The organism is Candidatus Palauibacter sp., assembly GCF_965222475.1.
In the GTDB taxonomy this organism is placed as follows: domain Bacteria; phylum Gemmatimonadota; class Gemmatimonadetes; order Palauibacterales; family Palauibacteraceae; genus Palauibacter.
Window position 1 is genome coordinate 75,121 of sequence record NZ_CBDCUB010000003.1, and the last position, 25,938, is coordinate 101,058.

The following is a 25,938-nucleotide window of genomic DNA, read 5'->3' on the forward strand; positions in this document are numbered from 1 at the left end:
GCCGGTCTCCGAGGGAGGAGTGCCGGGCACCTGATTGTAGTAGTTGATCCGGTCCCGGACGACGGCCGCGAGTCTTCGAGCGAGCCGGCGCCGAGGCGGGGCGTCACCCGGCCGCCCGGATGTGGGTGGCGAAGGTGTCGAGATCGATGTTCGAGCCCGAGAGGACGAGCCCCACGCGCCGCCCTTCGAGCCGGTCGCGCAGGGGTCCGCACGCGGCGGCCAACGGTGCCGCGGAAGCGGGTTCGGCGACCAGCTTCGCGTCGAGGAAGAGGGCCCGCATCGCGGCGCGCATCGCGTCATCGTCGACCAGCACGACATCGTCCACGTACCGCTGGACGAGCCCGAACGTGTAGGGTGCGGCGTGGGGGGCGCCGAGACTGTCCGCGATGGTGTCGATGCGGTCGAGCGCCACGGGTTCGCCGGCGTCGAGACTGCGGCGCATGGAGTCGGCCCCGACCGGTTCCACCCCGTACACACGACACTTCGGCGCAAGCTGCTTCACGATGCTCGCGGTGCCTGAGATCAGCCCGCCCCCTCCGATCGGAACCACGAGGGCCTCGAGCGAGGGCAGTTGTTCGACGATCTCGAGGCCGACCGTGGACGTTCCGAGGGCCGTCGCTTCGCCCTCGAACGGATGGACGCTGAGCCGGCCTTCCTCCCTCTCGATCTCCCCCATGCGCGCGAACCCGCTCGCCCCGTCCTCCGCGAACTCGATCTCCGCGCCGAAGTTCCGGCACCGCTCGACGCGGGCCGGGTTCGCCGAGGAGAGCATCACGACCCTGGCTGTCGTGCCCAGGGCCCGCGCCGCGTAGGCCACGGAGATCGCATGGTTCCCGGCGCTGACCGCCGTGACCCCTCGGGCCAGCGTCGCCGCGTCCGCGCCGAGCACGTTGTTCAGGGCGCCGCGGACCTTGTAGGAACCTGTCCGCTGAAACAGTTCCAGCTTGAGGAAGATTTCGGATCCGGCGGGCAGCGGTGCGACTCCGGAGTCCGGGACCCAGCGTCTCACCGGGGTTCGTTCGATCCAGGGCGACACGCGCGCCCGCGTCTCCCGACTCTGCTCGGGCGTAGGCGCCTGCGGGTCCACCGCCATGGGGTCGGTCATCGCGCATCCGGGAGCTGGCGTGGCACGGTGTCCGGCGCAGGCCGGAGGAACGCGACAAGCATACGCGCTTGACACGCGTGGGACAGAGTGCGATCCTCTGCGGCCATGACGAACACCCATCCGTTTTTTGGTTATTTTTATTACCACCGCGAGGGCGGAGGCCGGTGATCGTCTAGCTGTATCCTGAACCCAGGTTGCGAACGATCGATGCCGGCCCGAGGTGGCCGGCTTTTTTTGTCGCTACCTCCCCGCCGGTGTCGGCCCCCAGAGCCGACGACATGACACACGAGACAACGAAACTGCTCAAAGCCGCAGACCGTGGTGGAGATGCTCCACGCCGGACCCCGATGAGCGCCGCACGCGTGGCGACGGGAGGGTACGAGGTCGGCATCGTCCCCACCGGGGTGGCGAACCTCGAGACGGTCGTGGCCGCGTTCCGGCGGCTGGGGAGGACGCCGCGCGTCCTGGACTCGGCGGCCGATATCATGGACGCCGCGTACGTCGTCCTTCCGGGCGTGGGGTCGTTCGCGGACGGCATGGCCGATCTGCGGCGGCAGGGATGGGACGAGGCGCTCCGCCGGCGGGTCCGGGAGCTTCGGCCCACGCTCGGCATCTGTCTCGGGCTGCAGTTGCTGTGCGAATGGAGCGACGAAGCTCCCGGCATCCCCGGGCTCGGCTGCGTCCCCGGCCGGACGATACGGCTGGCGGGAGGGTGCCGGATTCCGCAACTGGGCTGGAACCGGATCACGGCCCCGGCCGACGCCGTCTTCCTGCGCTCCGGCGTCTTCTACTTCGCCAACTCCTATCGACTGGAAGGCGGGCCGAGCGGCTGGGTTACGTCGATGGGCCGGCACGGAAGCCCCTTCGTGGCCGGGTTCGAACGCGGCGGCGTGCTGGCGTGCCAGTTCCACCCGGAACTCTCGGGCAGGGTCGGCGCCGGGCTCTTGAACCGCTGGCTCGAGGAAGCTCCGGGCGCGTCCGGCGCCGTCGGGAGGCGTTCGAACAATGTGAGGCTCGCCGCGGCATGTTGAACGTTCGCGTCATCCCCTGCCTCGACGTGAAGGACGGCCGGGTCGTGAAGGGAATCCGCTTCGCCAACCTCGCGGATCAGGGGGACCCGGCTCGATTGGCCCGACGCTACGAGCACGAAGGCGCCGATGAGCTCGTCATCCTCGACGTCTCGGCCACCGCGGACGGGCGCCTGGCCCGGCCCGAGACGATCGGCCGGGTGCGGGACGAGATCTCGATCCCTCTCACGGTGGGCGGAGGCGTGCGAACCGCGGAGGACGCGCGGGACCTCCTCCAGGCCGGGGCCGACCGGGTCGCCGCGAATACGGCGGCCGTCGAGCGGCCCGCTCTCCTGTCGGAGATCTCGGCGCGCTTCGGGGCCCAGTGCGCGGTCCTCGCGCTGGACGCTTCCGGCTCGGCAGCGGACGCCTGTTCGAGCGGCTTCGAGGTGCTGACACACTCCGGCCGCAACCGTACCGGGCTCGACGCGGCGGAATGGGCTCGGCGGGCGGTGGAGTTGGGCGCGGGCGAGATCCTCCTCACGAGCTTCGACCGGGACGGGACGCGGAGCGGCTACGACCTGGCGTTGATCGGGGCGATCCGCCGGGCGGTCCGGGTTCCGATCGTGGCCTCCCGCGGCGGCGCCAACCCGGGCCACATGCCCGCGGCGGTCGACGCCGGCGCCGACGCGGTGCTCGCGGCGTCGATCTTCCACCAGGGCGACTGGTCGATCGGCCGGCTCAAGGACCGGCTGCAAAGGCTCGGCGTTGCGGTGCGGCGATGATCGTGCCGTCGCTCGATCTCCTGGAGGCACGCGCGCGCTCGGCGGAACTCCGGCTCACGTCGATCCCTCGGGAGGAGTTCGGTCCGCAGGTCCACGCTTCGTGAGACCATCCAGGGCGCGGTCCACCGCGTCCTTCGTCGTAGCCGTCATCCCCCCGCGCTCGTATTCCCGCACGACCAGGCGCTCCAGACGGTCGACCAGTACATCCACGCCCGGCCGCGGCGGATGACGCCAGAGCCTCCGCCTGCCTGGCGGCGCCGAACAGGTTGATCCAGTACTCCGTACGGCGGCCGAACTTCAGCAACAGATAGAACTGTTGGCCGGCTCGGGGCCCCAGCCCCAACAAGTCCACCGCGGCGATGACCAGCGAGACCGGAATGAGCGCCGCGTCGCGGAGTCCATCCAGGAAGAGCTTGAGCTGAAACACGGCCACGTCCCGGATGAGGGTCCAGCGTGACGGGACCACTTCGGGCCTCAGGGTTGCTCCGACGGGAAACTCGTTCATCCTGTGTCTCGATCCTGTGTTTCGGTCCTGTGCTCGATTCCCGGATCCCCGGGCGCGGCGCCGCGCCCGCCACCGGCGGCACATGCCGCGAATAAAGCACGCGGCTTCGTGTATCCCTCGCGACGCGAACAGGTCAACGAGGGATGCCCGCGGCGATGGGAGCCATATTTGAACAGCTCGGAGGTGACCGACCGGACGCTCGTTCTTCGCGCGCAGAGCGGCGAGCGAGCGGCCTTCGGCGAACTCGTCACACGATACATGCAACGTGCCTACTATACGGCGCTCGGTCTCGTGGGGAACCACGACGATGCGCTCGATCTCTCTCAGGAGGCCTTCGCCAGGGCCTTCCGCGCCCGAGCCACGATCGACGCCGAGCGCCCCTTCTTCCCGTGGCTCTATCAGATCATCCGACGGCTTTGTTTCAACCATACGCGCGACCAGCGCTCCCGCCGCCAGAAACTCGAGAAGGCCGGAAGCTGGCTCGCGGATACGACGATGGGAGTGCAGCCGCTCAGTCCCGAACGGGCGCTCGAGCGCGCGGAACTCAGGAGACGGGTGGCGGCGGCCATCGAGCGACTTGCGGAGCGGGAGCGCGAGGCGCTCGTGTTGCGCGAGTTCGAGGGGCTGCGCTACCGGGAGATCGCTGAACTGCTGGGGATCCCGATCGGAACCGTGATGTCGCGCCTCTACCGGGCGCGGCGGTCCCTGGCGCGGGAGATCGAGACCGCGTGGGCCCGGTCCGACGGGCGGGAGGCACGCGACGATGGATGAGACGATGGAGGAAGGGAACGGGATGCCGCCCGAAGAGCGAGTGCGCCATCTCATGATGGCCGAAGTGGACCGGGAGATCTCGGGGAAGGCGCGGCTCGAACTCGAGTCGGCGCTCGAGGCCGACCCGGATCTTCGCGATGAACTGGAGACGTTTCAGCGCCTGAAGGAGGTCACCGACACCATGACTCCGTTGAAACCCCCCGGGGAGACCTGGGACAGCTACTGGGAGCACGTCTACCGGCGCCTCGAACGCGGCCTCGGCTGGGTCCTGGTCTCGCTGGGAACCATCACGGTGGGGACGTGGGGGCTGTGGACCCTCGTGAGCGAGGTGATTCGAGACACCACGATGCCCGTCTATATTCGTTGGGGCATGCTCGCGCTCCTGGCCGGTCTCGTGATCCTCTTCGTGTCGGTGGTTCGCGAGCGCCTGTTCATGCGGAAGAGTGACCCCTACAAGGATGTGGTCCGATGATCATTTCTTCTCGAAACGACCTTTCCGGACACCGGATCGTGGAGGAGTTCGGGCTCGTCCGCGGGAGCACGATTCGGGCGCGCCACCTGGGCCGAGACATCCTGGCGGGCCTGAAGAGCGTGGTCGGAGGCGAAATCCAGGAGTACACGAAGATGATGGCCGAGTCGCGCGAACAGGCGATCGACCGCATGGAACGTGAGGCGGCCAACCTCGGGGCGAACGCGGTCCTCTGCGTGCGCTTCTCGACCTCCTACGTGATGGGAGGAACGGCCGAGATCGTCGTCTACGGCTCTGCGGTCAAGGTCGAGACGGACCAGCCATGACCGTCGGAAGAACGACCCGCCGCCGTTTCGAGGGCCTCGCCATCCCCGGGACGCTGGGCCTGTGGACGGCCGCCGGGTGCGCACTCTCTACGCCGGCGCTGGCGCAGGAACCGAACACCGGCGTCGAGGGCAGGTGGGCCGGGTCCGTCGTCCTGCCGACGGGTGAGCTTCCGTTCTCGGTCACGTTCGAGACGGCGGACGAAGCGCTGGCGGCGACGATGGACATCCCCGTCCAGAGCGCCCTCGGTTTGCCGCTCACCGCCGTGTCATACGACGACGGCCGCGTGCACTTCGAACTTCGGGCCTCGATCGGACTCGCCGTCTGGGATGGGACGCTCGAAGGGGACAGGATCGAGGGCGATTTCACGCAGGGCGTCGCCATAGGGACGTTCGCCATCGAGCGGGCGGTGGCGGTGGAGCCGGAGCCGGTGGAGCCCGTCCCCTACCGCGAGGAGGAGGTCTCGTTCGAGAACGGCGAGATCCACCTGGAGGGCACGCTAACTCTGCCCGAGGGGACGGGGCCGTTCCCTGCCGTGGTCATGATTACGGGGTCGGGACCGCAGAACCGTGACGAGGAACTCGTCGGTTTCCCCCTCTTCCGGGTCATCGCCGACCATCTCACGCGCCGCGGGATCGCGGTCCTGCGCTACGACGACCGGGGGGTCGGCGGCTCCACGGGGAACGTCGCGCAGTCCACGACCTCCGACTTCGCAGGGGACGCGCTGGCCGGGATCGCCCGTCTGTCCGAACACGCGGACATCGATCCCGGGCGGATCGGCCTCGTGGGCCACAGCGAAGGCGCGTCGGTGGCCCCGATCGCCGCCTCGCGCTCGGACGCGGTCCGCTTCGCCGTGTTGCTCGCAGGCACGAGCGTCCCCGGGGCCGAAATCATCTACGAGCAGGCCGCTGCTCTCTCCCGGGCCGCCGGGGCGCGCGAAGAGGACATCGTGTGGACGACCGGGTTCCAGCGACGGCTGTTCTCGGCGATGGAGGCGGGCGAGGATCTGGACGCGCACCGCGAGGAGTTCGCGGCGCAGATCCGGGCAGCGATCGACCGGCTCTCCGAGGCGCAGCGCGCGCCGATCTCCGACGTCGACGGCTACGTGCAGATGCAGATCGACCAGCAGATCAACGCCCTCCAGTCCCCCTGGTTCCGGTACTTCCTCACCTACGATCCGGCCGAGGCTCTCCGGGAGACGCGGGTTCCGGTTCTGGCGCTGTTCGGCGAACTGGACCTCCAGGTGCTCCCCGGGCAGAACCGGGGACCGATGGCCGAGGCGCTGTCCGGCAACCCGGACGCGACGATCGAAGTTCTCCCGCGCGCGAATCACCTCTTCCAGGCCGCGACGACGGGCTCGAACACGGAATACGCCATGCTCGAGAAGGCCTTCGTGGACGGCTTCCTCGACACGATCTCGGACTGGATCCTGGCCCGCTTCGGGAGCTGATCCCCGGCCGCGACGGCGGGGGGGAGGCGGCCGGCGCGGACCCGCTCTGGCGTGGGGCGCAGCGCCGGATACCTTCGCGGAAGCCGACATCTTGCGCCTTGAGCGGCGGATCGCAGCCGCTGCGAAGGTCCGAATCCTGGAGACCCACACGTCATGCACGTACCGATCGCCCCAACCTTCCGCGCGTCCATCGCCGCGGCACTCGCCGGCGGCACCCTCCTCGCGGCCGCCCCGGCCGGTCTGATCGCCCAGACGCCTGCCGAAGAGGTCCGGAGCCTCGCCGAACATCCCGCGGTGCAGCGGGCCCTCGGCTTCATCGAGGGCGTCGATCCGAGGACGATCCGAGAACTGATCGAACTCACCCAGATACCGGCGCCCCCGTTCATGGAGGAGGCGCGCGCGCGGGTCTACGCGGAGTGGCTTCGCGGGGCCGGGGCCGACTCGGTGTTCATCGACGAGGAGGGCAACGCCGTCGCGATCCGCTTCGGCCGGGGCGGCGCGCGAGGGTCGACAGCGGGCGGAGGGCGGAGGACCGTCGCCCTCTCGGGACACCTGGATACGGTGTTCCCGGAGGACGTCGATGTGACGGTCACGCAGCGCGGGGACACGCTCTTCGCGCCGGGGGTCGGCGACGACACGCGCGGCCTCATGGCGGTGCTCACCGTCCTCCGGGCGCTCGAGGCGAGCGGGATCGAGACCGAGGCGGACGTCCGCTTCATCGGGACGGTCGGGGAGGAGGGACTCGGCGACCTGCGCGGGATGAAGTACCTGTTCCGGGAGGGGGCGGACCCGATCCACACCTGGATCGACGTGGACGGGAGCGGGCTGGGGAGAATCGTGAACAAGGGACTCGGTTCCCATCGCTTCCGCGTCACGTTCCGGGGACCCGGCGGCCACTCGTGGGGGGCGTTCGGGCTCGCGAACCCGGCCCACGCGCTCGGCCGCGCAATCCGCCACTTCCAGGATGTGGCGGACACCCTCACACGGCCGGGGCCGCGCACGAGCTACAACGTGGGGCGGATCGGGGGCGGGACCTCGGTCAACGCGATCCCGTTCGAAGCGTGGATGGAAGTGGACATGCGTTCCGTGAGCGAGGAGAGCCTCGCGCGCATCGACGCCGCCTTCCGGGACGCGATGCGGCGGGCGCTGGCCGAGGAGAACGCGTTGCGCCGCGACGGGCCCGAGATCGAACTCGACCTGGACCAGATCGGGGACCGGCCCTCGGGTGAGGTCGCGGACGACCACCCGCTGGTTCAACGGGCCAGCGAAGTCGTGCGCCTGTTCGGCGGAGAGCCGCAGCTCGCCCGTTCCTCGACGGACTCCAACATTCCGATCGCGCTCGGGATTCCGGCGGTGACGATCGGGAGCGGCGGCATCGGGAGCGGGGCCCATTCGCCCGGCGAATGGTGGATCAACCGCGACGGTCACCTTGCCATCCAGGCCGGCCTCCTCCTCCTCGTGAGCGAGGCGGGGCTGGCCGAGCCCGTCCCCTGAAGGAGCCCAGGGCCGGCTTCGGGCTGCACACGGCGATCGCGGTCGTCGTCGCGAACATGGTGGGGACCGGCGTCTTCACCAGTCTCGGGTTCCAGCTCGAGGACCTCCGGTCGGGCTTCGCGCTGCTGATGCTGTGGATCGTGGGCGGGGTGGCGGCCGTGTGCGGGGCGCTCACCTACGCCGAACTCGGCTCCACCATCCGGCGGTCGGGCGGTGAGTATGCCTTCCTGTCCCACATCTACCACCCGGCGGCCGGCTTCGTCTCCGGGTGGATCTCGGCCACGATCGGGTTCGCGGCCCCGACCGCGCTCGCCGCGATCACGTTCGGCACCTACCTGTCGTCGGTCTTCCCGGCGCTGCCGGCGCGGTGGCTGGCCGTGGGGCTGGTCGTGGTCCTGTCGTTCGTGCACGCGAGCACGCACCGGACGTCGGGCGGCTTCCAGCGCTGGACGACCACGCTAAAGGTCGCACTCATCATAGCTTTCTGCGCGGCAGGGGTATCGCTGGTCACCGAGTCGCAGCCGCTCGACATCCTGCCCTCGGCGGCCGGAGTGTCGAGCATCCTGTCGGGCGGGTTCGCGGTGTCGCTGATCTTCGTCTCCTACTCCTACTCGGGCTGGAACGCCGCGACCTACGTGACCCGCGAACTCCGTGACCCGCGCCGAATCCTTCCGCGCGCGCTCGGGGCCGGGACGCTGCTCGTGATGGTGCTGTACGTCGGCCTCAACTACGTCTTCCTGCGCGCCGCGCCCGCCGAGGAACTGGTGGGGCGGCTCGAGGTCGGGTACATCGCGGCGACGCACATCTTCGGGCCGCGGGGCGCGGACATCATGGGAATCACGCTCGCCCTGCTGCTGGTCTCCACCGTGAGCGCCATGGTGCTGGCGGGCCCACGGGTTCTGCACGCGATCGGAGGAGACTATCCGACATTCCGCCTCCTCAGGAGGCTGAACGCCCGGGGGATTCCGGCCGTGGCGATCTACACGCAGGGCGCGATCAGTCTCGCCTTCATCCTGACGGAGTCGTTCGAGACGATCCTCGTCTTCTCGGGGTTCACGATGGGCCTGAACACATTGATCGCCGCGGCGGGCGTGTTCGTGCTCCGGCGGCGAGGATCGCCGGCGGCCCCCGATAGGGAAGCGGGCGACGGGTCACGAGCGGGAACCGGGCCCGAAGCCGGCCCGCCCTACCGGGCGTGGGGGTATCCGGTCACGCCGCTGGTCTTCGTGACGGTCACGGGGTGGACGCTGACCTACATCCTCATCGAGCGCCCCCTGGAGGCGGGGCTGGGACTCGGCCTGATAGCCGTCGGCCTCGCCATCTACGCGTTCACGCGCGCCCGCGACCGGGCGCTATCCCGGCTCCGCTGAGAGGAGCGCGCGCTTGACCGCTTCGGGCTCCTTTTGGATCACCCGCAGAAGAGTGGCTTTCTGACAATCTTTCGGCGCTCCAGAGAGGCAGAGTTCCTCTTCAAGGGACCGCTCTCCCACGCATATGCCACACACGCGCGAGTTCTTCCTTGAACGCCCGTAACGCTTCGACCCGGGATCCGCTGCTCGCGTTCGCGGCGGTGTACCTGGTCTGGGGATCGACCTATCTGGCGATCCGCTTCGGGGTGGAGACGATCCCGCCGTTCATCCTGGGCGGCGCCCGGTTTCTGACGGCGGGCCTCATCCTCACGGTCGTGTCGCGCGTGCGGGGCGCGCCCGCCCCGAAGCCGGCGGAGTGGAAGGCCGCGACGATCTCGGGCGTGTTCATGGTCGTCGGCGGCAACGGGCTCGTGTGCTGGGCCGAGCTGTACGTGCCCTCGGGGCTGACCGCCCTCCTCGTGGCGACGGTGCCGCTGTGGCTCGTCGCGATCGCGCGGCGGGGGCCGGACCGGGAGGTGGCGCGTCCCCTCGAGATCCTGGGGCTGCTCCTCGGTCTCGCGGGCGTCGTCGTCCTCGTCACCGGTTCGAACGCGGAGATCGGGGTCGGCGGCGCGTCCTCGGACCAGGTCCTGCTGGGCACCATCGTCATCCTCGTCGCCTCGCTGAGCTGGGCCGTCGGCTCCATGTACAACCGGCGGGCGGCCCTTCCGTCGCCTCCGCTCTACGGAACGGGGCTGACGATGACCGCGGGCGGCGCGGTGCTCCTGTTGATCGCCCTCGTCGCCGGGGAGTTCGGCCGCCTGTCTCTCGCCGACATCTCGGCCCGGTCGTGGTGGTCGTTGCTCTACCTGACGATGTTCGGGTCGATCATCGCGTTCTCGGCCTACATGTGGCTCCTGCGGAACGTCCGGCCCGCGGCGGCCGGGACGTACGCCTACGTCAATCCGGTGGTAGCGTTGTTCCTGGGGTGGTGGCTGGCGGACGAAGCGCTCACGCTGCCGATGCTGGCGGGGACGGTGATCATCGTCGCGGCGGTCGTGCTGGTCCAGCGCGGGCGGGCGCCGAAGGGCGGCCCGAGACCGGCGACCGTGCGGGCGCCGGCCTCGAGGTAGCCGCCCGGACGCCGATCAGAAGGGCGGCGGGCCGCGCCGCTGCCGCTGCTCGGCCACATACTCCCGGTACTTCTCCATCTGCTCGTCGCTCAGCACCTCGGCGAGCCTGGTTTCCGTCTCCTCCCGCATCTCCTGGATCCTCGCCATCATGGCGTCCCGGTCCATCGAACCCCGCACCCCCTGGAAGCGCTCGCGGCGGCTATCCATCTGCGCCTGGAGGATCTCGCGGACCTTCACGACCTGCTCCTCGTCGAGTTCGAGCCGCTCCGTGAGCGCCGTCATCCGGTCGTCGAGGCTCATGCCGAAGCCACGGCCTCCCCGCTGAGCCTGCGCCTCCAGCGGCGCCGCGGCGGCGGCGGCGATCAACACGACGGCGAACGTCCCAAGCATCTTCTTCATCGAGCTTCTCCCTTCGGACCTTTAATTCGTGCATGCGTTCCCGAGCTCATGCGCTCGCGCATCGTGACGCGCCGCGCGTGGCCTCTTTCCACACGACACTCGCGGCCCCGCAAGCGTTAGGACCCTTGCGCCGGGGGCTTGCGAGGCGCTCAGCTACGGGTGGCCGGCACTGAGTGCCGGACCGAAGTGCCGGACCGGACCGGCCGGATCAAGCGGAGCAACCGAATGGGGGTTCGCATGCGCGCTCGTCAACCATCCCGGGGTCTGTCCGTCCTCGCGACCGTCCTCCTCTCGTCCGCCTGTGGGCCGGAGGAGGGGGTCGAGCCCGCGGGGTCCGACGCGGCCGAAGTCGGGGAGTCCGGCGCCTCGGATGCGGCCCATGTGCGCGGCCACATCGCCGGGATGGCCGCCCACCACATCTGTTCGGGCGTGTTCGTCGTCGGCCGCGACTACGAACGCCCGGTCGAGGAGGTCGTGGCACAGGATATTCGGCGCTTCGACATCTTCAAATGGCAGGACGACTTCGAGTATGCCGTGAACTTCGAGACACGGACGGCCTCGGTGTCGGGAGATGGATTCGGGACCCGATCCGCCGAGTACAATGGGGACCAGGGCTGCACGGTCCTTCCGGCCGGATTCGAGGATGTCGCGTACGAGCCGCAGGTCGTCGAGCGACGCAGCCCGGATCCCGAGGTGACAGCCTGGCCCACCGGCGATGTGGGCGCGTACCACGACCCGCCGCCCGCGGAGGTCGACATGGACGCGCTGGAGGCGGCGCTCGACTGGACGATGGCCCAGAGCGAGCACAACACGCGCGCGCTGGTCGTCATCTACGCCGGGAAGATCCTCGGCGAGCGCTACGCGCCCGGCTTCGCGCGCAATACGCCGCAGATTTCATGGTCCCAGGGCAAGAGCGTCGCGAGCGCGCTGGTCGGGGCGGCAATCCAGGCCGGACACCTCGAGGCCGGACTCGACGACCCGGCGCCAGTCCCCGAATGGCAGGGACCTGAAGACCCCCGCCGGGAGATCCGCATCCGCGACATCCTGAACATGAGTTCGGGGCTCGACTTCGTGAACCTGGGCTGGCGAGACTCGCTGTCGTGGACGCACACGGACGAACACCGCCGCATCTACTTCGAGGGCATCGACGTGTTCGAGCACGCCATCGATCAACCGATGGACCGCGCTCCGGGGGAGATCTTCCGCTACCGGAATTCCGACCCTCTCACGGCCAACCGCATCGTCCGGCAGGCGGTGGAGGCGCGCGGGGAGGACTGGCTCACCTATCCGCAACGCATCCTGTTCGACCGGATCGGGGCGCGGAACTTCGTCCTCGAGACGGACGCCTGGGGCAACTTCATCATCAGCGGCTACGATTACGGGAGCGCCTGGGACTGGGCCCGGTTCGGCCTCCTCCACCTGTGGGACGGGGTGTGGCCGACGCCGGACGGCGGCAGCGACCGCATCCTCCCCGAGGGCTGGGTCGACTTCGTCAGCGCGCCCGCGCCGGGGGCCGACCTCCTCAACTACGGCGGACTCTTCTGGCTCAACCGCGGCGGCTCGCTCCCGCGCGCGCCGGAGGACGCCTTCTGGTCCGCCGGGTTCATGGGACAGTACACGGTGATCATCCCGTCCCGGGACCTCGTGATCGTGCGGCTCGGGCCGAGTCCCGGCGACATCAGCGCGTATCTGTCCGACATCATCGGCGAGGTGACGGATGCGATCGATCGCTAGCCACGGGCTGCCAGCCCGCTTTCTCGTCGCGAAATGGGAGTTCGCATGAGCGTTCGCATGGGAGTTCGTCCCCGGCATGTCACCATGGTCGCAGCGGCGACTGCCCTCCTGGCGCCGGGCTGTGCGCCGGAGCCGGCTCAGACGGAGGAAGACGAGGCCCACATACGCGGACACGCCGCCGGGATGGCCGCGCACCACCTCTGCGCCGGCGTCTTCGTGGTGGGGCCGGGACTACGAGCGGTCTGTCGAGGAGGTCGTGGCGCAGGACATCCGGCCCTTCGACCGGTTCGACTGGCAGGACGATTTCGAGTACGCCGTGGACTTCGAGACGCGGACCGCCTCCGTCTCGGGAGACGGACTCCGCACGCAGTACGCCGAGTACAACGGCGACCAGGGCTGCACGATTCTGCCGGCCGGACTGGAGGATGTGACCTTCGAGCCGCGGGTCGTCGAGCGGCTCAGCCCGGATCCCGCGGTGACCGCGTGGCCCACGGGCGACGTGGCCGCATATCACGACCCGCCGCCCTCGGAGGCCGACATGGCCGCGCTGGGAGCGGCTCTCGACTGGGCGATGGCCCAGAGCGAACACAACACCCGCGCGCTGGTGGTCGTCTACGCCGGGAAGATCCTCGGCGAGCGTTACGCCCCCGGGTTCACGCGTAACACGCCGCAGATCTCGTGGTCCCAGGGCAAGAGCATCGCGAGCGCCCTCGTCGGGGCGGCGATCCAGGCCGGCCATCTCGATGTCGGACTGGACGATCCCGCGCCGGTGCCCGAATGGCAGGGAGTCGACGACCCGCGCCGGGAGATCCGCATCCGCGACCTCCTGAACATGAGTTCCGGGCTCGATTTCCTGAACCTGGGCTCGGATCCGGAACTCCGCTGGACGCACGCTCACGAACACTCCCGGATCTACTTCGAGGGCATCGACGTGTTCGAGCACGCCATCGACCAGCCGATGGACACGCTTCCGGGCGCGATCTTCCGGTACCGGAACTCCGACCCTCTCACCGCGATCCGCATCGTGCGACAGGCGGTCGAGGCGCGCGGAGAGGACTGGCTCACCTACCCGCAGCGCATCCTGTTCGACCGCATCGGGGCGAGGAACTACGTCCTCGAGACGGACGCCTGGGGCAACTTCATCATCACCGGCTACGACTACGGGAGCGCCTGGGACTGGGCGCGGTTCGGCCTCCTCCACCTGTGGGACGGGGTATGGCCGACGCCCGATGGCGGATCCGACCGCATCCTCCCGGAGGGCTGGGTCGACTTCGTAAGCACGCCCGCCCCGGGCGCCGCACTCCGCAACTACGGCGGGCTGTTCTGGGTGAATCGCGGCGGCGCGTTTCCGAGAGCCCCGGAGGACGCGTACTGGGCGGCAGGGGCCATGGGACAGTACACGGCCATCATCCCGTCCCGGGATCTCGTGATCGTCCGGCTGGGGCCGAGCCCGGGCGACCACGGCGCCTACATGTCGGACATCATCGGTGAGGTGACGGCGGCAATCGACCGGTAACGGTCCGCCATCGTAATGTGTAGGTCCTTTCCCTCGAAGTTCCGGGGGAGTCGTCCAGTTCCCGTCGCCAGGAGGCGTTTGTGTACTCCGTGACCTGTTTCCGGCTGCGTCTGATCGCGTTTCTTCTCTTCCTCATCCCCGCGTCGACGGCCGCGCAGGACTCCGGGGGCGAGCTCCCGTCGATCGAGGAAAAGACGGCTTCGATGCGGGCCATCGACGGCTTCGTCCCCATGTATTGGGAGGCGTCGAGCGGCAAGCTGTGGCTGGAGATCTCCCGCTGGGAGACCGACATCCTCCACATGACGGGGCTCGCCTCGGGGCTGGGTTCGAACGACATCGGACTCGACCGGGGGGCGCTCGCCGGCTCGCGCCTCGTGCGCTTCCAGCGGGTGGGGCCCAAGGTGCTGCTGATCCAGCCCAACCTCGACTTCAGGGCAAGCAGCCCGAACCCGCGCGAGGTACAGGCGGTGACGGACGCGTTCGCGCCCTCCACGCTGTGGGGCTTCACTGCGGCGGCGGAGACGGACGGGCGCGTCCTCGTCGATGCGACGGACTTCGTCGTCCGGGACATGATCAACTGGGCCCAGCGGCTACGGCCGGGGACGTACCGGTTCGATGCGAGCCGGAGCGCGGTCCACCTCCCGATGACGATGGGGTTCCCGGAGAACACCGAGATCGAGGCCTCCCTCACCTTCGTCCGCCAGCCGGGGGCCGGGGGCGGAGGCTTCGGCGGTTTCGGGGGCGGGGGCGGAGCGTTCGAGGGTGTCGGAAACGTGGCCTCGACCGGCGAGGCCGCGACGATCCGGCTGCATCATTCCTTCGTGCAGCTCCCCGAGTTGGGCGAATACACGCCACGGGCGTTCGATCCGAGGGCCGGTTTCGGCGCCATGAGCTTCGCGGACTACTCCGCGCCGCTGGGCGAGGACATGCGGCAGCGGTTCATCCGGCGGCACCGGCTCGAGAAGCGGGATCCATCGGCGGCCGCGAGTGATCCGGTCGAGCCCATCGTCTACTATCTCGACGCGGGGGCGCCCGAGCCGATCCGAACCGCGCTGCTCGAGGGGGCCCGCTGGTGGAACCAGGCCTTCGAGGCGGCCGGGTTCCGCGATGGGTTTCAGGTGGAGATGCTGCCGGAGGGCGTGAGTTCGCACGACGTGCGGTACAACGTGATCAACTGGGTGCATCGCTCCACGCGCGGCTGGAGCACCGGGGGGTCGGTCACGGACCCGCGCACGGGCGAGATCCTCAAGGGCGTCGTGACGCTCGGGTCGCTCCGCTGGCGGCAGGACTACCTGATCGCCGAGGGTCTGCTCTCCCCCTACGCGAACGGCGACGAGGTGCCGGGGGCCATCGCCGAGTGGGCGCTGGCGCGGATTCGGCAACTGTCGGCGCACGAAGTGGGGCACACGCTCGGCCTCGGCCACAACTACTACGACAGCAGCCGCGGCCGGATCTCGGTCCTGGACTATCCCCATCCGCTGGTGACCCTGGGGAACGATGGACGGCTCGACTACTCCGAGGTCTATGACGTGGACATCGGGGAATGGGACAAGGTCGCGATCACGTACGGTTACTCGGACTTCCCGCCCGGGACCGACGAAACCGCCGAGCTGCGGCGGATCCTCGACGAGGCGTGGGACGAGGACATCATCTACTTCACGAATCAGGACATCGGGATCCACGCGCGCGCCGACCAGTGGTCGAACGGGGTGGACGCGGCGGCGGAACTCGACCGGATGATGGAGGTGCGGCGGCACGCGCTGGACCGATTCGGGGAGGCGGCGATCCGCGCCGGCAGGCCGATCGTCACCGTCGAGGAGGCGCTGGTCCCGCTCTACATGCACCACCGCTATCAGGTGGATGCGGCCGCCTCGATGCTCGGGGGGCTGGAATACATCTACGCGTTCCGCGGCGACGGGCGGACGCCCATGCGGCGGGTGTCGGGCGATGCGCAACGGGCTGCCCTCGCTGCGTTGGCGGCGACGCTGCGGCCGGCAGAACTCGCGATTCCGGCGGGGGTGCTCGATCTGCTGCCGCCCCGGCCGCCCGGCTTCGGTCGCTCCCGGGAGACGTTCCCGCGCTACACGGGGCCGGCCTTCGATGCGGTCACGCCCGCAGTCGTCGCGGCGGACCATACGATCTCCCGGGTGCTGCAGCCGGCGCGGGCCGCCCGATTGGTGGAACAGCACGCGCTCGACCCGGAGTTGCCGGGGCTCGACGAAGTTCTGATAGCGCTCGTCGACGGAGTTCGGCCCGCGGCGAACGAGACGCCGTACCACACGGAACTGCGGCTCGCGGCCTACCGCGTGCTCGTGGACCGAATCATGGCGCTGGCGGAAGGGGCCCCGATGCCGCATGTACGGGCCATCGCCACGCATCGGCTGGTGGAGCTGCGAGCCGAGATGGCGGCGAACCCGCCGCCGGAGAGGGACGCCGCCTTCGTGCACCTGATCGACCGCGACATCGAGCGCTTCCTCGACAAGCCGTCGTCGCCGTACGAGATGCCGGGGACGCCGAACGCGCCGCCGGGCGCTCCAATCGGGCAGCCGGCCATGGACTGGCTAGCGGGCGAAGCCTGGACCGCCGCCGGTCCCGCGGGCTGGGCAACGCGGTGGCTTGGCATCTCCCCTGTCTGTGAAGCTGACCGAGGCGGTTTCTGACGGCGACGTTCCCGCGGGAACGCGAGGGGCGTGTCAGCGCGGGTTCCGGATAGCGCGGATCGCTTCCAGAACCTGCTGCTGATTCGTGCGCATGTCCGAGCGGATGTCGCTGACCGCCGTCGTCATATCCGAGCGGAGCCCCACGATCTCGGCCGTCATGTCCGAGCGGAGCCCGCGCACCTCCTCGCGGACCTCGCCGATGGCGGCGGTGAGCCGCTGGTCGACTCGCTCTATTCGGGTCTCCACATGCTTCAGATCGTTGTTCCGGAGCTGGCCGATCGCCGCCTTCATGTCGGAGCGGACGCCGTCGATCGCCGCCGTCATGTCCGTACGGACGCCGTCGATCGCCGCCTTCAAGTCCGAACGGAGGCTGCGGCTCTCGGTCTTCATGTCCGAACGGACCCCACCGATCTCGGCCTTCATCTCCGCGCGCACGCCGGCGATCCCCGTCGCCATGTCCGCGCGCACGCCGGCGATCCCCGTCGTCATGTCCGTGCGCACGCCGGCGATCCCCGTCGCCATGTCCGTGCGCACGCCGGCGATCCCCGTCGTCATGTCCGTACGAAGGGCTCGAAGGATCCGCCAGAGCACGAGGATTACGGAGGCGCCGGTTCCGACAGCGGTTCCGGCGGCGGTAACTACCGCAAGGGCGACGTCGCTCATCGCGGCCCTGGGGTCTTCATCAGAGTCAAGCCTTCCTCCTCCCTGATTCAAGCTAGCGCGGTCGGGGCGGTTTCCGGAAACGGACGCGGGCGGCATCGGGCTGAGGGCGGCGCCTGCCGTCGCAAGCCAAGGATGCAGAGCGGTATGAACCGGCCCTCAACGGGCACGTGGCCGGACCTGGAGATGCGGAGGGGAACGTTCCCGCGGGAACGCGGGGACCGTCAGCTGTACCCGATCGCGATGGCGATCACCAGCGCCACGGCCCCGAGCCCCATCAGCATGAGGTAGCGCGGGACGACGAAGCGCAGCCACGCCTCGTAGCGGACGCCGCTCGCCGCCAGGATCGCCATCAGCGCGCCGTTCGTCGGCGTGATCAACTCGCACAGCCCCGCCCCGTACTGGTAGGCGAGGATCGTGATCTGCCGCGAGAGCCCGAGCAGGTCCGACAGCGGCACGAGCACCGGAAGCGTGAGCACCGCCTGGCCGCTCACGCTGGGCACGGCGAAGTGCAGCACCCCCTGTGCGGCCGACATGCCGATGGCCGAGAGCGCGAGCGGCAGCTCGGCGAGCGGGACGAACAGCCCGCGCACGATCGTGTCGATGATCCGCGCGTCGTCCATGACGACGTAGATCGCGTTGGCGAAGCCGATGAGAAGCGCCGCGTACCCCATCGACTTGAAGCCCTGCGCATACGCCTCGGCCGTCCCCGTGATGCCCAGCCGCCCGACGATCCCGACCACCACACCCATGACGAAGAAGAGCGCGGACATGTGATCGAAATCCCACCCCAGCGACAGCAGGCCCCACACGAGGACACCGAAAGTGGAGGCGACGATGCCGAAGATGGTCAAGTCCCTCCATCCCGGCGTGGCCTCCGATCCCGCCGCCTCCACCGTCTCGGCCTCAACCCGGGTCCGGGCCGCGTAACCCATCGTCCACCAGATCCAGAGACCGAGGGCGATGGCCAGGAAGACCAGTCGGAACCCGCTGCCCGAAAGCGGCGCCACGTCCGCCACCTCCTGCGCGGTCAGGACCTGGAAGGGATTGATGGGACTGAAGGCGGACCCCACGAAGGCGGAACCCGCGCTCACGGCGACTCCCACCATGGGCGAGTAGCCGAGGCGCCGGGTGAGCAGCATGAGCGCCGGAACGAGCGGGATGATCTCTTCCTGGAGATTCTCCGTTACACCGCCCGCCGCGAAGGCGAGCGAGACCACGGGGATCGCGAGGATCTCGCGGCCCTGCAGCCGCTCGACGAGCCAGGCGATGCCGCGCCGGAGCGCCCCCGTCGCGTCGAACACCGCGAAGGCCCCGCCGATGAGGAAGATCAGGAACACGACATCGGCGCGGCCCGCCATCCCCCGCGGGATGGCCACGATCGCATCGAAGACCCCGATGCGGTTGGCTTCGACCTCTTGATAGGTCCCCGGCACGACGATGCTGCGCCCGGTCTCCGGATCGTCCCGCCGGTCGTACTCCCCCGCCGGCAAGACGTACGACAGCGCTGCAGCCGCGAGAACTACCGCCGTCAGCAGGGTCAGCGGGTGCGGAAAACGCAACCTCCGCACCCGTTGGCCGATCCGTCTGTGAAACGCCCGTGATGTCGCCATGAATCCTGAAGGTGTTCGCTGCCCGCCCCGTCTGACAATCCGAGGCGCGGCGTGCTCCCGGTTCGCACGCGCCGCCGCTCTGGCTCGGACGGGATCGATCCGGCATCATCCACGCGAACAAAGTCTGCCGCCGCCGCGTGGCGGGATGCCGGGACAATCGCATGGAAGGAAGCAGCCTGGACACGCTCACGGTTCGCGAACGCAGCGAACTGATGAGCCGAATCCGCTCCAAGGACACCAAGCCGGAAATGAGAGTGCGACGGCTCGTCCACGGTCTGGGCTACCGTTATCGGCTTCACGCGAAGGACCTTCCCGGCCGCCCCGATCTCGTGTTCCGGCCACGTCGCAAGGTGATCTTCGTGCACGGTTGTTTCTGGCACCGGCACGAGGGGTGTTCGAAGAATCGCATTCCGAAGTCGCCCGAGACCCGCGACTTCTGGCGCGACAAGCTCAACGGCAACGCCCGGCGCGACCGCCTCAACGAAGCCACGCTGCAACGCACCGGCTGGGGAGTGCTCGTCATCTGGGAGTGCGAGACGAAGGACCTCGACCCGCTGGCCAAAAGGGTCAGGGCGTTTCTGGGATAACCTCTCGGCCCTCGGTGAATGCGTTAAGTCGCGCTTCCGCGTCTGCGTTTTCTCTCGGCTGCAGATTGTCCGCCCACGTGCGGCCCGGGTGGAGCGTATCCCACCACGAACGTCGACCCGCATGTCTCCCGCTGCCGGGGTCATGCAGCCCAAACCCTTCAATGCAGACGTTCCAGCACGGTTGGTAGTGTTCGATCAGGAAACGTTCGGCCATCGTGATCCATAGTGGAACGACAACTAGGTGGCGGCACGTGAAGTCCGCGAGGCTGAGATTCTCGGCGGCTTCGAGCGACCGTACATGTTCTGCAATGCGGCGGTGGAGCACCGGCGCGGATTCGTCCGGGGCGCTACGGCCCGTTCGAGCGCCCGGGGGCACTGCCTTCCCGACGTAGATCGGTTGCGTGGCATCGGCGGACCGTAGCGTTGCATAGGGCCCGTAGTCACCGTCGTAGAACAGCGCGTATACGCCGGGTCCGGGGAACCGGTCCGGCAGGGGCAGACCCACGGGCGGGCGACTCATGAGCTCCCGGACCAGATTGACGGTGAGGTTGCCGTAGTCGAGGGGGATCGTAGACCGCAGGTTCAGCCATCGCCCTCATTCAGGCGGGCGGCAACGCTCCGTGCGAGGATCGCGGCGAGCCGCATGGGCACGGCGTTTCCAAGTTGCCTCATGGTCTCGGTCCAACTGCCCGTAAATCGCCAAGCATCAGGGAACGTCTGCAGCCTGGCCGCCTCTCGCACGGTCAGATAGCGTACGCGCCCGCTCGGGAACGCGATCATGTTCTCGCCGCCCGGCACGCCGTGGACCCCCGCTTTCAGCGTCTTGGCGGGCAGGTCGAGCGGACTGCCCGTGTGTCCCGGGTAAGCCCTCGCACCCGGCTGCAGCCGGTGGAACAGCGCGCCGGGCTGCTCTCCGGGCTCCCTCGGCCGCGGCAGGCCCGCGATGGCGTCCCGCAGCGTGGCCCAAGGTTTCTTCTCGGGCGGGAATAGCGTAGGAAGCCGACCGATGGCGCCGGCCAGACGGGCGGGAGGGTTGGGTGCCTCCAACTCGCGCTCTTCCCAGTATTTCCCCGACACCCACTGGTCGTAGTGGAGCCGCTCGCGCGAGTGGGTCGGTTCCGGAAAATGCCAGTCGGCATCGAGATCTCGCCGGAAGCCCACGATGAACACGCGTTCTCGAGTCTGCGGTACTCCGTAGTCGGCCGCGTTCAGCAGACGACGTACGATTCGGTAGTGAAGCCCGTCGCGGTCGCCGCGCGTATGCACGTCCTCAAGCCGCGCGAGATGATCCTCCCAAGTGTCGCCAAGGCGCGCGACAACCTCGGGATGCTGAAGCCGCAACTCAATGTAGGAGAGATAGTTCCGGAAAGCGGTACGGGTCAGCCCCTTCACGTTCTCGAAGATGAACGCGTCGGGTTGGACCTCGCGGATGGCGCGGATGAACTCCGGAATCATGTCCCGCCCGTCGTCCATCCCCCGGTGTTTGCCGCCGATACTGAAGGGTTGGCACGGCGGACCGCCCGCGACCAGCCGGACGGGACCGAACGAGGCGTAGTCACAACTGCGGACATCGCCTTCAACGACCGTCCAATCCGACACTCCGGTAACGGTGTCGCGTCGGATGTTCTCGCGGAGCGTGGCGCACGCTTCGCGGTTCCAATCCAGCAGCGCCGCATGCCGAAAACCCGCTGCGTGGGTTCCGAGGGCGAGCCCGCCCGCGCCCGTGAACAGCTCCAGCGCTCGCCGCGCCGACGTCACCAACTGCTCCTCCCTCCTTCTCAGCCCAATCCACCGTCCTCCCGGAGAATAGCCCTGCCGGTGGCTCGCTGGCGAGCGGTCAGGCGGAGCCGTACTTGGTCACCCGTACTTGGTCACATGTTCACCCGTACTTGGTCACCATGGTCACTGACCATGTCGGGCGCGTTTTGGTTCCCAGTGACTAATCCACGATGTCGACATCGCATCGCTCCTCGTGGGCCCGACGGTGCAGTCACGGAGGAGAGGGCCGGACACGGCAGTCCTCCGACACGACCGGCGTTCCGCCTGCACTCTTGAGCCGCATGCGGAGCACGTAGCTCACATCCAGGGCGTCGCGGGCGTGCCCATGGACGACGCCGCCCCCGCCTACATCGATGGGATCCACCGTCTCGCCCGCAAACCGGACGGTCGCGACCCTCGCTGACGAGGAGACCTCGCCTCGGTAGCGGCCGCAGTTGTCGAACAGATCCCAGATCGGGTCGTCACCCGGATCGTCGCGGTGGCGCAGCACCCACAGCCAGCCCTCGGGCGACACGTCCAGACCCGCCACGAGGGGCTCGAATTCCGACTCGTCGGAATCGTCCGGCGGGGGTGGCGGCGGGTTGCCAAGCTCGACGGTGCGGATCGTGTCTCCGGCGAACGTGACCTCGTGGAAGCGATAGGCGGCCCTGTTCGCCACCCAGACGGTTTCACCGCCCGCGAACGCCCACACTCGCCGCGGAATAGAGATCTTGACCATGCCGCCGATCGAAATGTTGGCATCGCTGCTCGCTCGACTCTGCGTCGTGCTCGTGATGATGCGACTGTCGAGCAAGAGCGAGTCCCGTGGCGGCACCGGGTTGGAATGCTCGGGGTATATGGGCATGCGCACACCGTACGTGCGGCTGTGCGAAACGGTCTCATCGCCCGCAGTCGTGCGGTCGCTGACGCTAACCTGCTGATAGATGAAGCCCGACCCGTCGGCAGCGACGATCGTGCCGCGACGCCGGCCGTCCCGGATCGCGCGGCTGCTGATCGGCATGCCGGGGCCGAAGGGCTGGCCGACTCGGGTGAGTTCATTGCCGAGGGAATCGAAACTCAGCTGCTGATAGAGGTCGGCGATCCAGAGCCGGTTCGGAGGTTGCCAGATGATACGGTACACGGGGGAGAACCCGGAGTAGCGGAACTCGCCGGGTCCCTCTCCGTCGCGGGCCATGTTTCGCAGATGCCGACCCTCGCGGTCGAAGACGCGGACCTCCTTCGAACCGTAATCCAGCACGTAGATGTGGCCCTTTTCGTCCACGGCGACGTCGTGCACATCCCCGAAGACTTCAGGTCCGGTCCCGTCCACTTGGCCGAGCCGGAGTTCCTCGACGAGGCGCCACTCGTCGGGTCCCCCACCACGCCCGGGGCGCGGGTTTGACACGAAGATGCGGCCACCCTCGAGGGTGTCGACGCTCACTTCCTGCGGGGAGTGTGGCATCACCGCCCCCAGCGCGGGCGAGGTGTTCGTCACGATCAGGAGAACCGCCGAGGCGCATACCGCGCGACGGAGACTTCCGTGCGACCCGGAGGAGATGCTGGCAGACCCCTTGAACTGTCTCAGGACCATCATCTTCCAGTGGCGCCGCGCTCGCCTGAGACGCCGCCTTCTTCGGACACCGGCTTGCCGATGAGTTCGAGGCCGAGGTCGCGGCCCTTCACGACGGCCGGGACGCCCTCCGCCATCCAGCGCGGGGCCGGGGCATCGACCAGGTAGTGGTCGAAGAACTGCTGCATGCGGATCGCCCAGTCCTCCTGGTTCGGCTGGCGTCCGAGGCCGTGGCCCTCGCCGTTGTAGTTGAGCATGAACACGGGCAGCTCCAGCCGCCGCATGGCGACGAACATCTCGATCCCCTGGTACCACGGCACGGCGCCGTCCTCGTCGTTGTGGAGCATGAGGAGCGGCGTCTGGATCTTGTCCGCGAAGAAGAGGGGCGAGTTGTGGACGTAACGGTCGCGCTCGTCCCACAGCGTGCCCCCGATGCGGCTCTGCGTGCGCTCGTACTGAAACATGCGGCTCATGCCGCTCTGCCAGCGGATGCCCCCGTAGGCGCTCGTCATGTTGGACACCGGCGCCCCGGCCTCCGCCGCGGCGAAGATGTTCGTCTTCGTGATCATGTAGGCGATCTGGTAGCCGCCCCACGAGTGGCCCTGCACTCCGACGCGGTCCGGATCGATGAAGCCCTGTTCGATCAGCGACAGCACGCCGGGCACGACGGCATCGAGCGCGCTCTCGCCGGGATACCCGATCTCGTACGGGATGTCCGGGATGAACACGACGTAGCCGCGGCTTGCGTAGAAGGAAAAGCGTACGGAGGCCCGGTTCGGCAGCGGCGTCTGGTAACTGTGCAGTCCGTCCGACATGCGCTCGTAGAAGTAGACCATCAGGGGATACCGCCGTGACGGGTCGAAGCCGTCCGGCTTGATCAGGATCCCGTCGAGCGGCGTGCGGTCGTTCGACATCCAGTGGACGAGTTCGGCGCTCCCCCAGCGGTAGTCCGCCTGCTGCGGGTTCGCGTCGGTCAGCCTGCGGGCGTTCTCGAAGTCGGCGTCGCCGACCCACACGTCGGGGAACTCGACAAACGTCTGGCGCGTCCACACGTAGCGGTCCGCGTCCTCGGCCTTCGCCGGCGACCCGTAGCGTACGTCGCCCATGATCAGTTCCTCGACCCGACCCGCCTCGTCCGTCCGGCCGCGGGCGTAGCCGGAGGCCTTCGTGCCGAGATCGAAGACGGAGAAGAGAACCTCTCCTTCCTCGAGGCCCTCGCCGGCCCCGCCTCCACCGCCGAAGCCGAAGAAGTTGCCGCCACCGCCCTCCGAGACTCGCTGGACGCGGTACCGGAGGTCGGCTCCCCTGCCGTCGGTGAGACGTACGGCGGCTTCCTCGCCGCTGGGGTCGACGCGCCACACATCGTTCCGATCGTACACGAGCATGGCCGCATCCCCCTCGACCCACATCGCGCCGCCGTAGGGCGGCGGTCCCTGCGGGTGATCGTCGAGTTCGTTGTAGAACGCGACCGGCAGGTGACCCGTGAGGCTGCGCGCGGGCGCGCTCCCGTTCATGGGCGCCGCCTTCCAGTCGCGCTCCGCCTCGTCCCACCAGTAGGCATAGCTGCCATCGGGCGAGAGGCTGGCGCCGCCGAAGCCACGGACCCGCCCCACGACCATCCGCCGCTCCCCGGTCACCACGTCGACGGCGTACGCATCCTCGTACCGGCCGTCCCACGAGATCTCCTGCCGGTGCGGCATGTCGGTCGTGGCCAGGACGTAATCGCTCATGCCCGTCTCGGTCCGCTCCACCTCGGGAACGTTCGCGGTGCCCAGCTGCACGACGCCGTCGCGACCTTCGTGCACGACGGCCAGATAGGACCGGTTCCGCTCACGGTTCGCCTGCACGAGCTGCATCGGCTGCAGGTAGTCGTCCCGCCAGTTCCAGATGTCGACGTTCACGCGGTCGTCATCCAGGATCTCATCGTCCGGTTCCGGCTCGGGGCGCGGCGCCGTGCCGAAGAACACCCGCTCGCCGTCCTCACCGATCGAGACCGCGCCGTTCTCGCTCACCCACCAGCCATCGGGCACGCCGCTCGTCTCCCGATCGGCCAGGCGCGCGAGCGACCCGCCCTCGAAGCGATACAGGGCGAAGGAGGGCTGGTCCATCTCCCACTCGTCGCGGTTGCTCAGGAAGGCGAACCGCTCGCCCGACTCATCGAAGGCGAGCTGCGCGTAGCGGCCTTCGCCGGAGAGCACTTCCACGCCCTCTCCGCTCGCCGGATCCACGAGGTGGACGCCGTCTCCGCCCTCGTCCTCGGTCGACGTCACATACGCGACGCCCGTACCCGAGTCCGCGACTTCGTAGGCCACGACGTCAGCGAAGGTGTGCTCCGACCCCGTATCGAGACTCATGAGGACGAGGGGCGTCCCGTCGTCCTTCTCATGCCGCTTCTCGTACTCGGCGGAGCGCTCCTCTTCCTCTTCTCCCTCCGCCTCTTCCTCACCCTCCTCGGCTTCGGGCTCGGCGTCCTCTTCCTCGTCTTCTTCAGCCTCGGGGTTCTCGGAGAGGAGATAGGCCACGAAGGCGCCCCCATCCTCCGGAATCCGGAAGGACTCGATGGGACCGGCGCGCGTGACTCCGGTGTCATCGCCCTCGGCTCCGAAGGCCGCGGCCAGCGTCACGACGGCGAGCGAGTCGCCCGGGAGGTCGTCCCCGCTCTTCCCTTCCAGCCGGAGCGAATCGACGACCGCCTGCAGCGGCGGGACGCGGAACGCGAGATGACGGGAGTCCCGCGTGAAGGAGGGGCTACTGCCGCGGAAGCGGCGCTCGGCCGAGCCGTCGGTGCGCGTGATCACCAGCGTGGGGTCGCCATCCCAGGGCTGGAGCGCGTAGGCCAGCCACTCGCCGTCCGCAGAGATCGTGCGCCCGCCGATCGAGTTCCAGCGGTAGGTGTCTTCATGGTCCAGCGCGGGCTTCGTCTCCTGCGCGGCCAGAGCACCAGGCGCCAGGGCGACGCCGGCCAGGGCGACCGAGGCGAGAGCGGTCGCGAAGTTACGAGAGGTCGAGGACATCCGGCCCTCCTGTGTCGGGGTGTGTTGTTCGGTGC

General features: G+C 68.8%; 22 protein-coding genes. 13 read left to right on the forward strand and 9 right to left on the reverse strand.

Going from position 1 to position 25,938, the window contains the following annotated elements; genetic code table 11:
• Positions 1 to 103: 103 nt before the first annotated feature.
• Positions 104 to 1,105 (reverse strand): threonine ammonia-lyase, encoded by a 1,002-nt coding sequence (locus tag ACOQPP_RS08215; protein ID WP_419165001.1) that lies wholly within the window; start codon positions 1,103 to 1,105, stop codon positions 104 to 106.
• A gap of 347 nt (positions 1,106 to 1,452) precedes the next feature.
• Between ACOQPP_RS08215 and hisH the strand changes: the two genes are divergently transcribed.
• Positions 1,453 to 2,136, forward strand: coding sequence for an imidazole glycerol phosphate synthase subunit HisH (hisH, locus tag ACOQPP_RS08220; protein ID WP_419165000.1), 684 nt, complete (start codon positions 1,453 to 1,455; stop codon positions 2,134 to 2,136).
• A complete protein-coding gene (hisF, locus tag ACOQPP_RS08225) occupies positions 2,130 to 2,897 on the forward strand; it encodes an imidazole glycerol phosphate synthase subunit HisF (protein ID WP_420636270.1) in 768 nt (255 codons plus the stop codon). The genes hisH and hisF overlap by 7 nt, the downstream gene beginning before the upstream one ends.
• 54 nt (positions 2,898 to 2,951) lie before the next feature.
• On the opposite strand, the gene ACOQPP_RS08230 is transcribed toward hisF, so the two are convergent.
• Entirely contained in the window at positions 2,952 to 3,107 is a 156-nt protein-coding gene (locus ACOQPP_RS08230) for a hypothetical protein (protein ID WP_420636271.1), read from the reverse strand.
• Positions 3,108 to 3,570: 463 nt separating this feature from the next.
• Between ACOQPP_RS08230 and ACOQPP_RS08235 the strand changes: the two genes are divergently transcribed.
• From ACOQPP_RS08235 to ACOQPP_RS08265, 7 genes are all read left to right on the forward strand, one after another.
• Positions 3,571 to 4,173 carry an RNA polymerase sigma factor gene (locus ACOQPP_RS08235; protein ID WP_419164997.1) on the forward strand — a complete coding sequence of 201 codons (603 nt, stop codon included), beginning with the start codon at positions 3,571 to 3,573 and terminating at the stop codon, positions 4,171 to 4,173.
• Entirely contained in the window at positions 4,166 to 4,645 is a 480-nt protein-coding gene (locus ACOQPP_RS08240) for a hypothetical protein (RefSeq protein WP_419164996.1), read from the forward strand. Before ACOQPP_RS08235 ends, ACOQPP_RS08240 begins: the two co-directional genes overlap by 8 nt.
• Positions 4,642 to 4,968 (forward strand): YbjQ family protein, encoded by a 327-nt coding sequence (locus ACOQPP_RS08245; RefSeq protein ID WP_419164995.1) that lies wholly within the window; start codon positions 4,642 to 4,644, stop codon positions 4,966 to 4,968. Before ACOQPP_RS08240 ends, ACOQPP_RS08245 begins: the two co-directional genes overlap by 4 nt.
• A complete protein-coding gene (locus ACOQPP_RS08250) occupies positions 4,965 to 6,416 on the forward strand; it encodes an alpha/beta hydrolase family protein (RefSeq protein WP_419164994.1) in 1,452 nt (483 codons plus the stop codon). Before ACOQPP_RS08245 ends, ACOQPP_RS08250 begins: the two co-directional genes overlap by 4 nt.
• 153 nt (positions 6,417 to 6,569) lie before the next feature.
• Complete coding sequence (locus tag ACOQPP_RS08255; protein ID WP_419164993.1) at positions 6,570 to 7,910, forward strand: M20/M25/M40 family metallo-hydrolase; 1,341 nt, start codon at positions 6,570 to 6,572, stop codon at positions 7,908 to 7,910.
• 23 nt (positions 7,911 to 7,933) lie between these two features.
• Positions 7,934 to 9,280 carry an APC family permease gene (locus ACOQPP_RS08260; RefSeq protein ID WP_420636328.1) on the forward strand — a complete coding sequence of 449 codons (1,347 nt, stop codon included), beginning with the start codon at positions 7,934 to 7,936 and terminating at the stop codon, positions 9,278 to 9,280.
• 149 nt (positions 9,281 to 9,429) lie between these two features.
• The gene (locus ACOQPP_RS08265; RefSeq protein WP_419164992.1) at positions 9,430 to 10,392 is read left to right on the forward strand and encodes an EamA family transporter; all 963 of its coding nucleotides are present in this window, start codon (positions 9,430 to 9,432) and stop codon (positions 10,390 to 10,392) included.
• A 15-nt stretch (positions 10,393 to 10,407) separates the two neighbouring features.
• Here ACOQPP_RS08265 and ACOQPP_RS08270 read toward each other — a convergent pair whose 3' ends face one another.
• Positions 10,408 to 10,791: a hypothetical protein gene (locus tag ACOQPP_RS08270; RefSeq protein WP_419164991.1), complete on the reverse strand. Its 384-nt coding sequence runs from the start codon at positions 10,789 to 10,791 to the stop codon at positions 10,408 to 10,410.
• A 225-nt stretch (positions 10,792 to 11,016) separates the two neighbouring features.
• Here ACOQPP_RS08270 and ACOQPP_RS08275 point away from each other — a divergent pair, with 225 nt between their 5' ends.
• The 3 genes from ACOQPP_RS08275 (at position 11,017) to ACOQPP_RS08285 (ending at position 16,701) form a co-directional block, all read left to right on the forward strand.
• Positions 11,017 to 12,525, forward strand: a complete 1,509-nt coding sequence (locus tag ACOQPP_RS08275) for a serine hydrolase domain-containing protein (protein ID WP_419164990.1) — start codon at positions 11,017 to 11,019, stop codon at positions 12,523 to 12,525.
• 256 nt (positions 12,526 to 12,781) lie between these two features.
• Positions 12,782 to 14,041, forward strand: coding sequence for a serine hydrolase domain-containing protein (locus ACOQPP_RS08280; RefSeq protein ID WP_420636272.1), 1,260 nt, complete (start codon positions 12,782 to 12,784; stop codon positions 14,039 to 14,041).
• Between the two features lie 89 nt (positions 14,042 to 14,130).
• Positions 14,131 to 16,701: a zinc-dependent metalloprotease gene (locus tag ACOQPP_RS08285; RefSeq protein ID WP_420636273.1), complete on the forward strand. Its 2,571-nt coding sequence runs from the start codon at positions 14,131 to 14,133 to the stop codon at positions 16,699 to 16,701.
• A 33-nt stretch (positions 16,702 to 16,734) separates the two neighbouring features.
• On the opposite strand, the gene ACOQPP_RS08290 is transcribed toward ACOQPP_RS08285, so the two are convergent.
• Complete coding sequence (locus ACOQPP_RS08290; RefSeq protein WP_420636274.1) at positions 16,735 to 17,256, reverse strand: hypothetical protein; 522 nt, start codon at positions 17,254 to 17,256, stop codon at positions 16,735 to 16,737.
• 329 nt (positions 17,257 to 17,585) lie between these two features.
• A complete protein-coding gene (locus ACOQPP_RS08295) occupies positions 17,586 to 18,932 on the reverse strand; it encodes a YfcC family protein (RefSeq protein WP_420636275.1) in 1,347 nt (448 codons plus the stop codon).
• Between the two features lie 203 nt (positions 18,933 to 19,135).
• Here ACOQPP_RS08295 and ACOQPP_RS08300 point away from each other — a divergent pair, with 203 nt between their 5' ends.
• Positions 19,136 to 19,561: a very short patch repair endonuclease gene (locus tag ACOQPP_RS08300; RefSeq protein WP_420636276.1), complete on the forward strand. Its 426-nt coding sequence runs from the start codon at positions 19,136 to 19,138 to the stop codon at positions 19,559 to 19,561.
• Here the strand turns inward: ACOQPP_RS08300 and ACOQPP_RS08305 are convergent.
• The 4 genes from ACOQPP_RS08305 to ACOQPP_RS08320 all read right to left on the reverse strand — a co-directional run bounded on the left by ACOQPP_RS08305 (position 19,542) and on the right by ACOQPP_RS08320 (position 25,903).
• The gene (locus ACOQPP_RS08305; protein ID WP_420636277.1) at positions 19,542 to 20,081 is read right to left on the reverse strand and encodes an Eco29kI family restriction endonuclease; all 540 of its coding nucleotides are present in this window, start codon (positions 20,079 to 20,081) and stop codon (positions 19,542 to 19,544) included. The genes ACOQPP_RS08300 and ACOQPP_RS08305 overlap by 20 nt on opposite strands.
• 62 nt (positions 20,082 to 20,143) lie before the next feature.
• Entirely contained in the window at positions 20,144 to 21,319 is a 1,176-nt protein-coding gene (locus ACOQPP_RS08310) for a DNA cytosine methyltransferase (RefSeq protein ID WP_420636278.1), read from the reverse strand.
• Between the two features lie 232 nt (positions 21,320 to 21,551).
• Positions 21,552 to 22,814 carry a 6-bladed beta-propeller gene (locus tag ACOQPP_RS08315; RefSeq protein ID WP_420636279.1) on the reverse strand — a complete coding sequence of 421 codons (1,263 nt, stop codon included), beginning with the start codon at positions 22,812 to 22,814 and terminating at the stop codon, positions 21,552 to 21,554.
• A gap of 95 nt (positions 22,815 to 22,909) precedes the next feature.
• Positions 22,910 to 25,903 (reverse strand): prolyl oligopeptidase family serine peptidase, encoded by a 2,994-nt coding sequence (locus tag ACOQPP_RS08320; RefSeq protein ID WP_420636280.1) that lies wholly within the window; start codon positions 25,901 to 25,903, stop codon positions 22,910 to 22,912.
• Positions 25,904 to 25,938 lie beyond the last annotated feature (35 nt).

What these genes read in the sequence shown, in the direction of transcription:
- ACOQPP_RS08215 (WP_419165001.1), bottom strand. Translation starts at nt 1,105, where the DNA reads ATGACCGACCCCATGGCGGTGGACCCGCAGGCGCCTACGCCCGAGCAG.
- hisH (WP_419165000.1), top strand. Translation starts at nt 1,453, where the DNA reads ATGAGCGCCGCACGCGTGGCGACGGGAGGGTACGAGGTCGGCATCGTC.
- hisF (WP_420636270.1), top strand. Translation starts at nt 2,130, where the DNA reads ATGTTGAACGTTCGCGTCATCCCCTGCCTCGACGTGAAGGACGGCCGG.
- ACOQPP_RS08240 (WP_419164996.1), top strand. Translation starts at nt 4,166, where the DNA reads ATGGATGAGACGATGGAGGAAGGGAACGGGATGCCGCCCGAAGAGCGA.
- ACOQPP_RS08245 (WP_419164995.1), top strand. Translation starts at nt 4,642, where the DNA reads ATGATCATTTCTTCTCGAAACGACCTTTCCGGACACCGGATCGTGGAG.
- ACOQPP_RS08250 (WP_419164994.1), top strand. Translation starts at nt 4,965, where the DNA reads ATGACCGTCGGAAGAACGACCCGCCGCCGTTTCGAGGGCCTCGCCATC.
- ACOQPP_RS08255 (WP_419164993.1), top strand. Translation starts at nt 6,570, where the DNA reads ATGCACGTACCGATCGCCCCAACCTTCCGCGCGTCCATCGCCGCGGCA.
- ACOQPP_RS08270 (WP_419164991.1), bottom strand. Translation starts at nt 10,791, where the DNA reads ATGAAGAAGATGCTTGGGACGTTCGCCGTCGTGTTGATCGCCGCCGCC.
- ACOQPP_RS08275 (WP_419164990.1), top strand. Translation starts at nt 11,017, where the DNA reads ATGGGGGTTCGCATGCGCGCTCGTCAACCATCCCGGGGTCTGTCCGTC.
- ACOQPP_RS08290 (WP_420636274.1), bottom strand. Translation starts at nt 17,256, where the DNA reads ATGACGACGGGGATCGCCGGCGTGCGCACGGACATGGCGACGGGGATC.
- ACOQPP_RS08300 (WP_420636276.1), top strand. Translation starts at nt 19,136, where the DNA reads ATGGAAGGAAGCAGCCTGGACACGCTCACGGTTCGCGAACGCAGCGAA.
- ACOQPP_RS08305 (WP_420636277.1), bottom strand. Translation starts at nt 20,081, where the DNA reads ATGAGTCGCCCGCCCGTGGGTCTGCCCCTGCCGGACCGGTTCCCCGGA.
- ACOQPP_RS08320 (WP_420636280.1), bottom strand. Translation starts at nt 25,903, where the DNA reads ATGTCCTCGACCTCTCGTAACTTCGCGACCGCTCTCGCCTCGGTCGCC.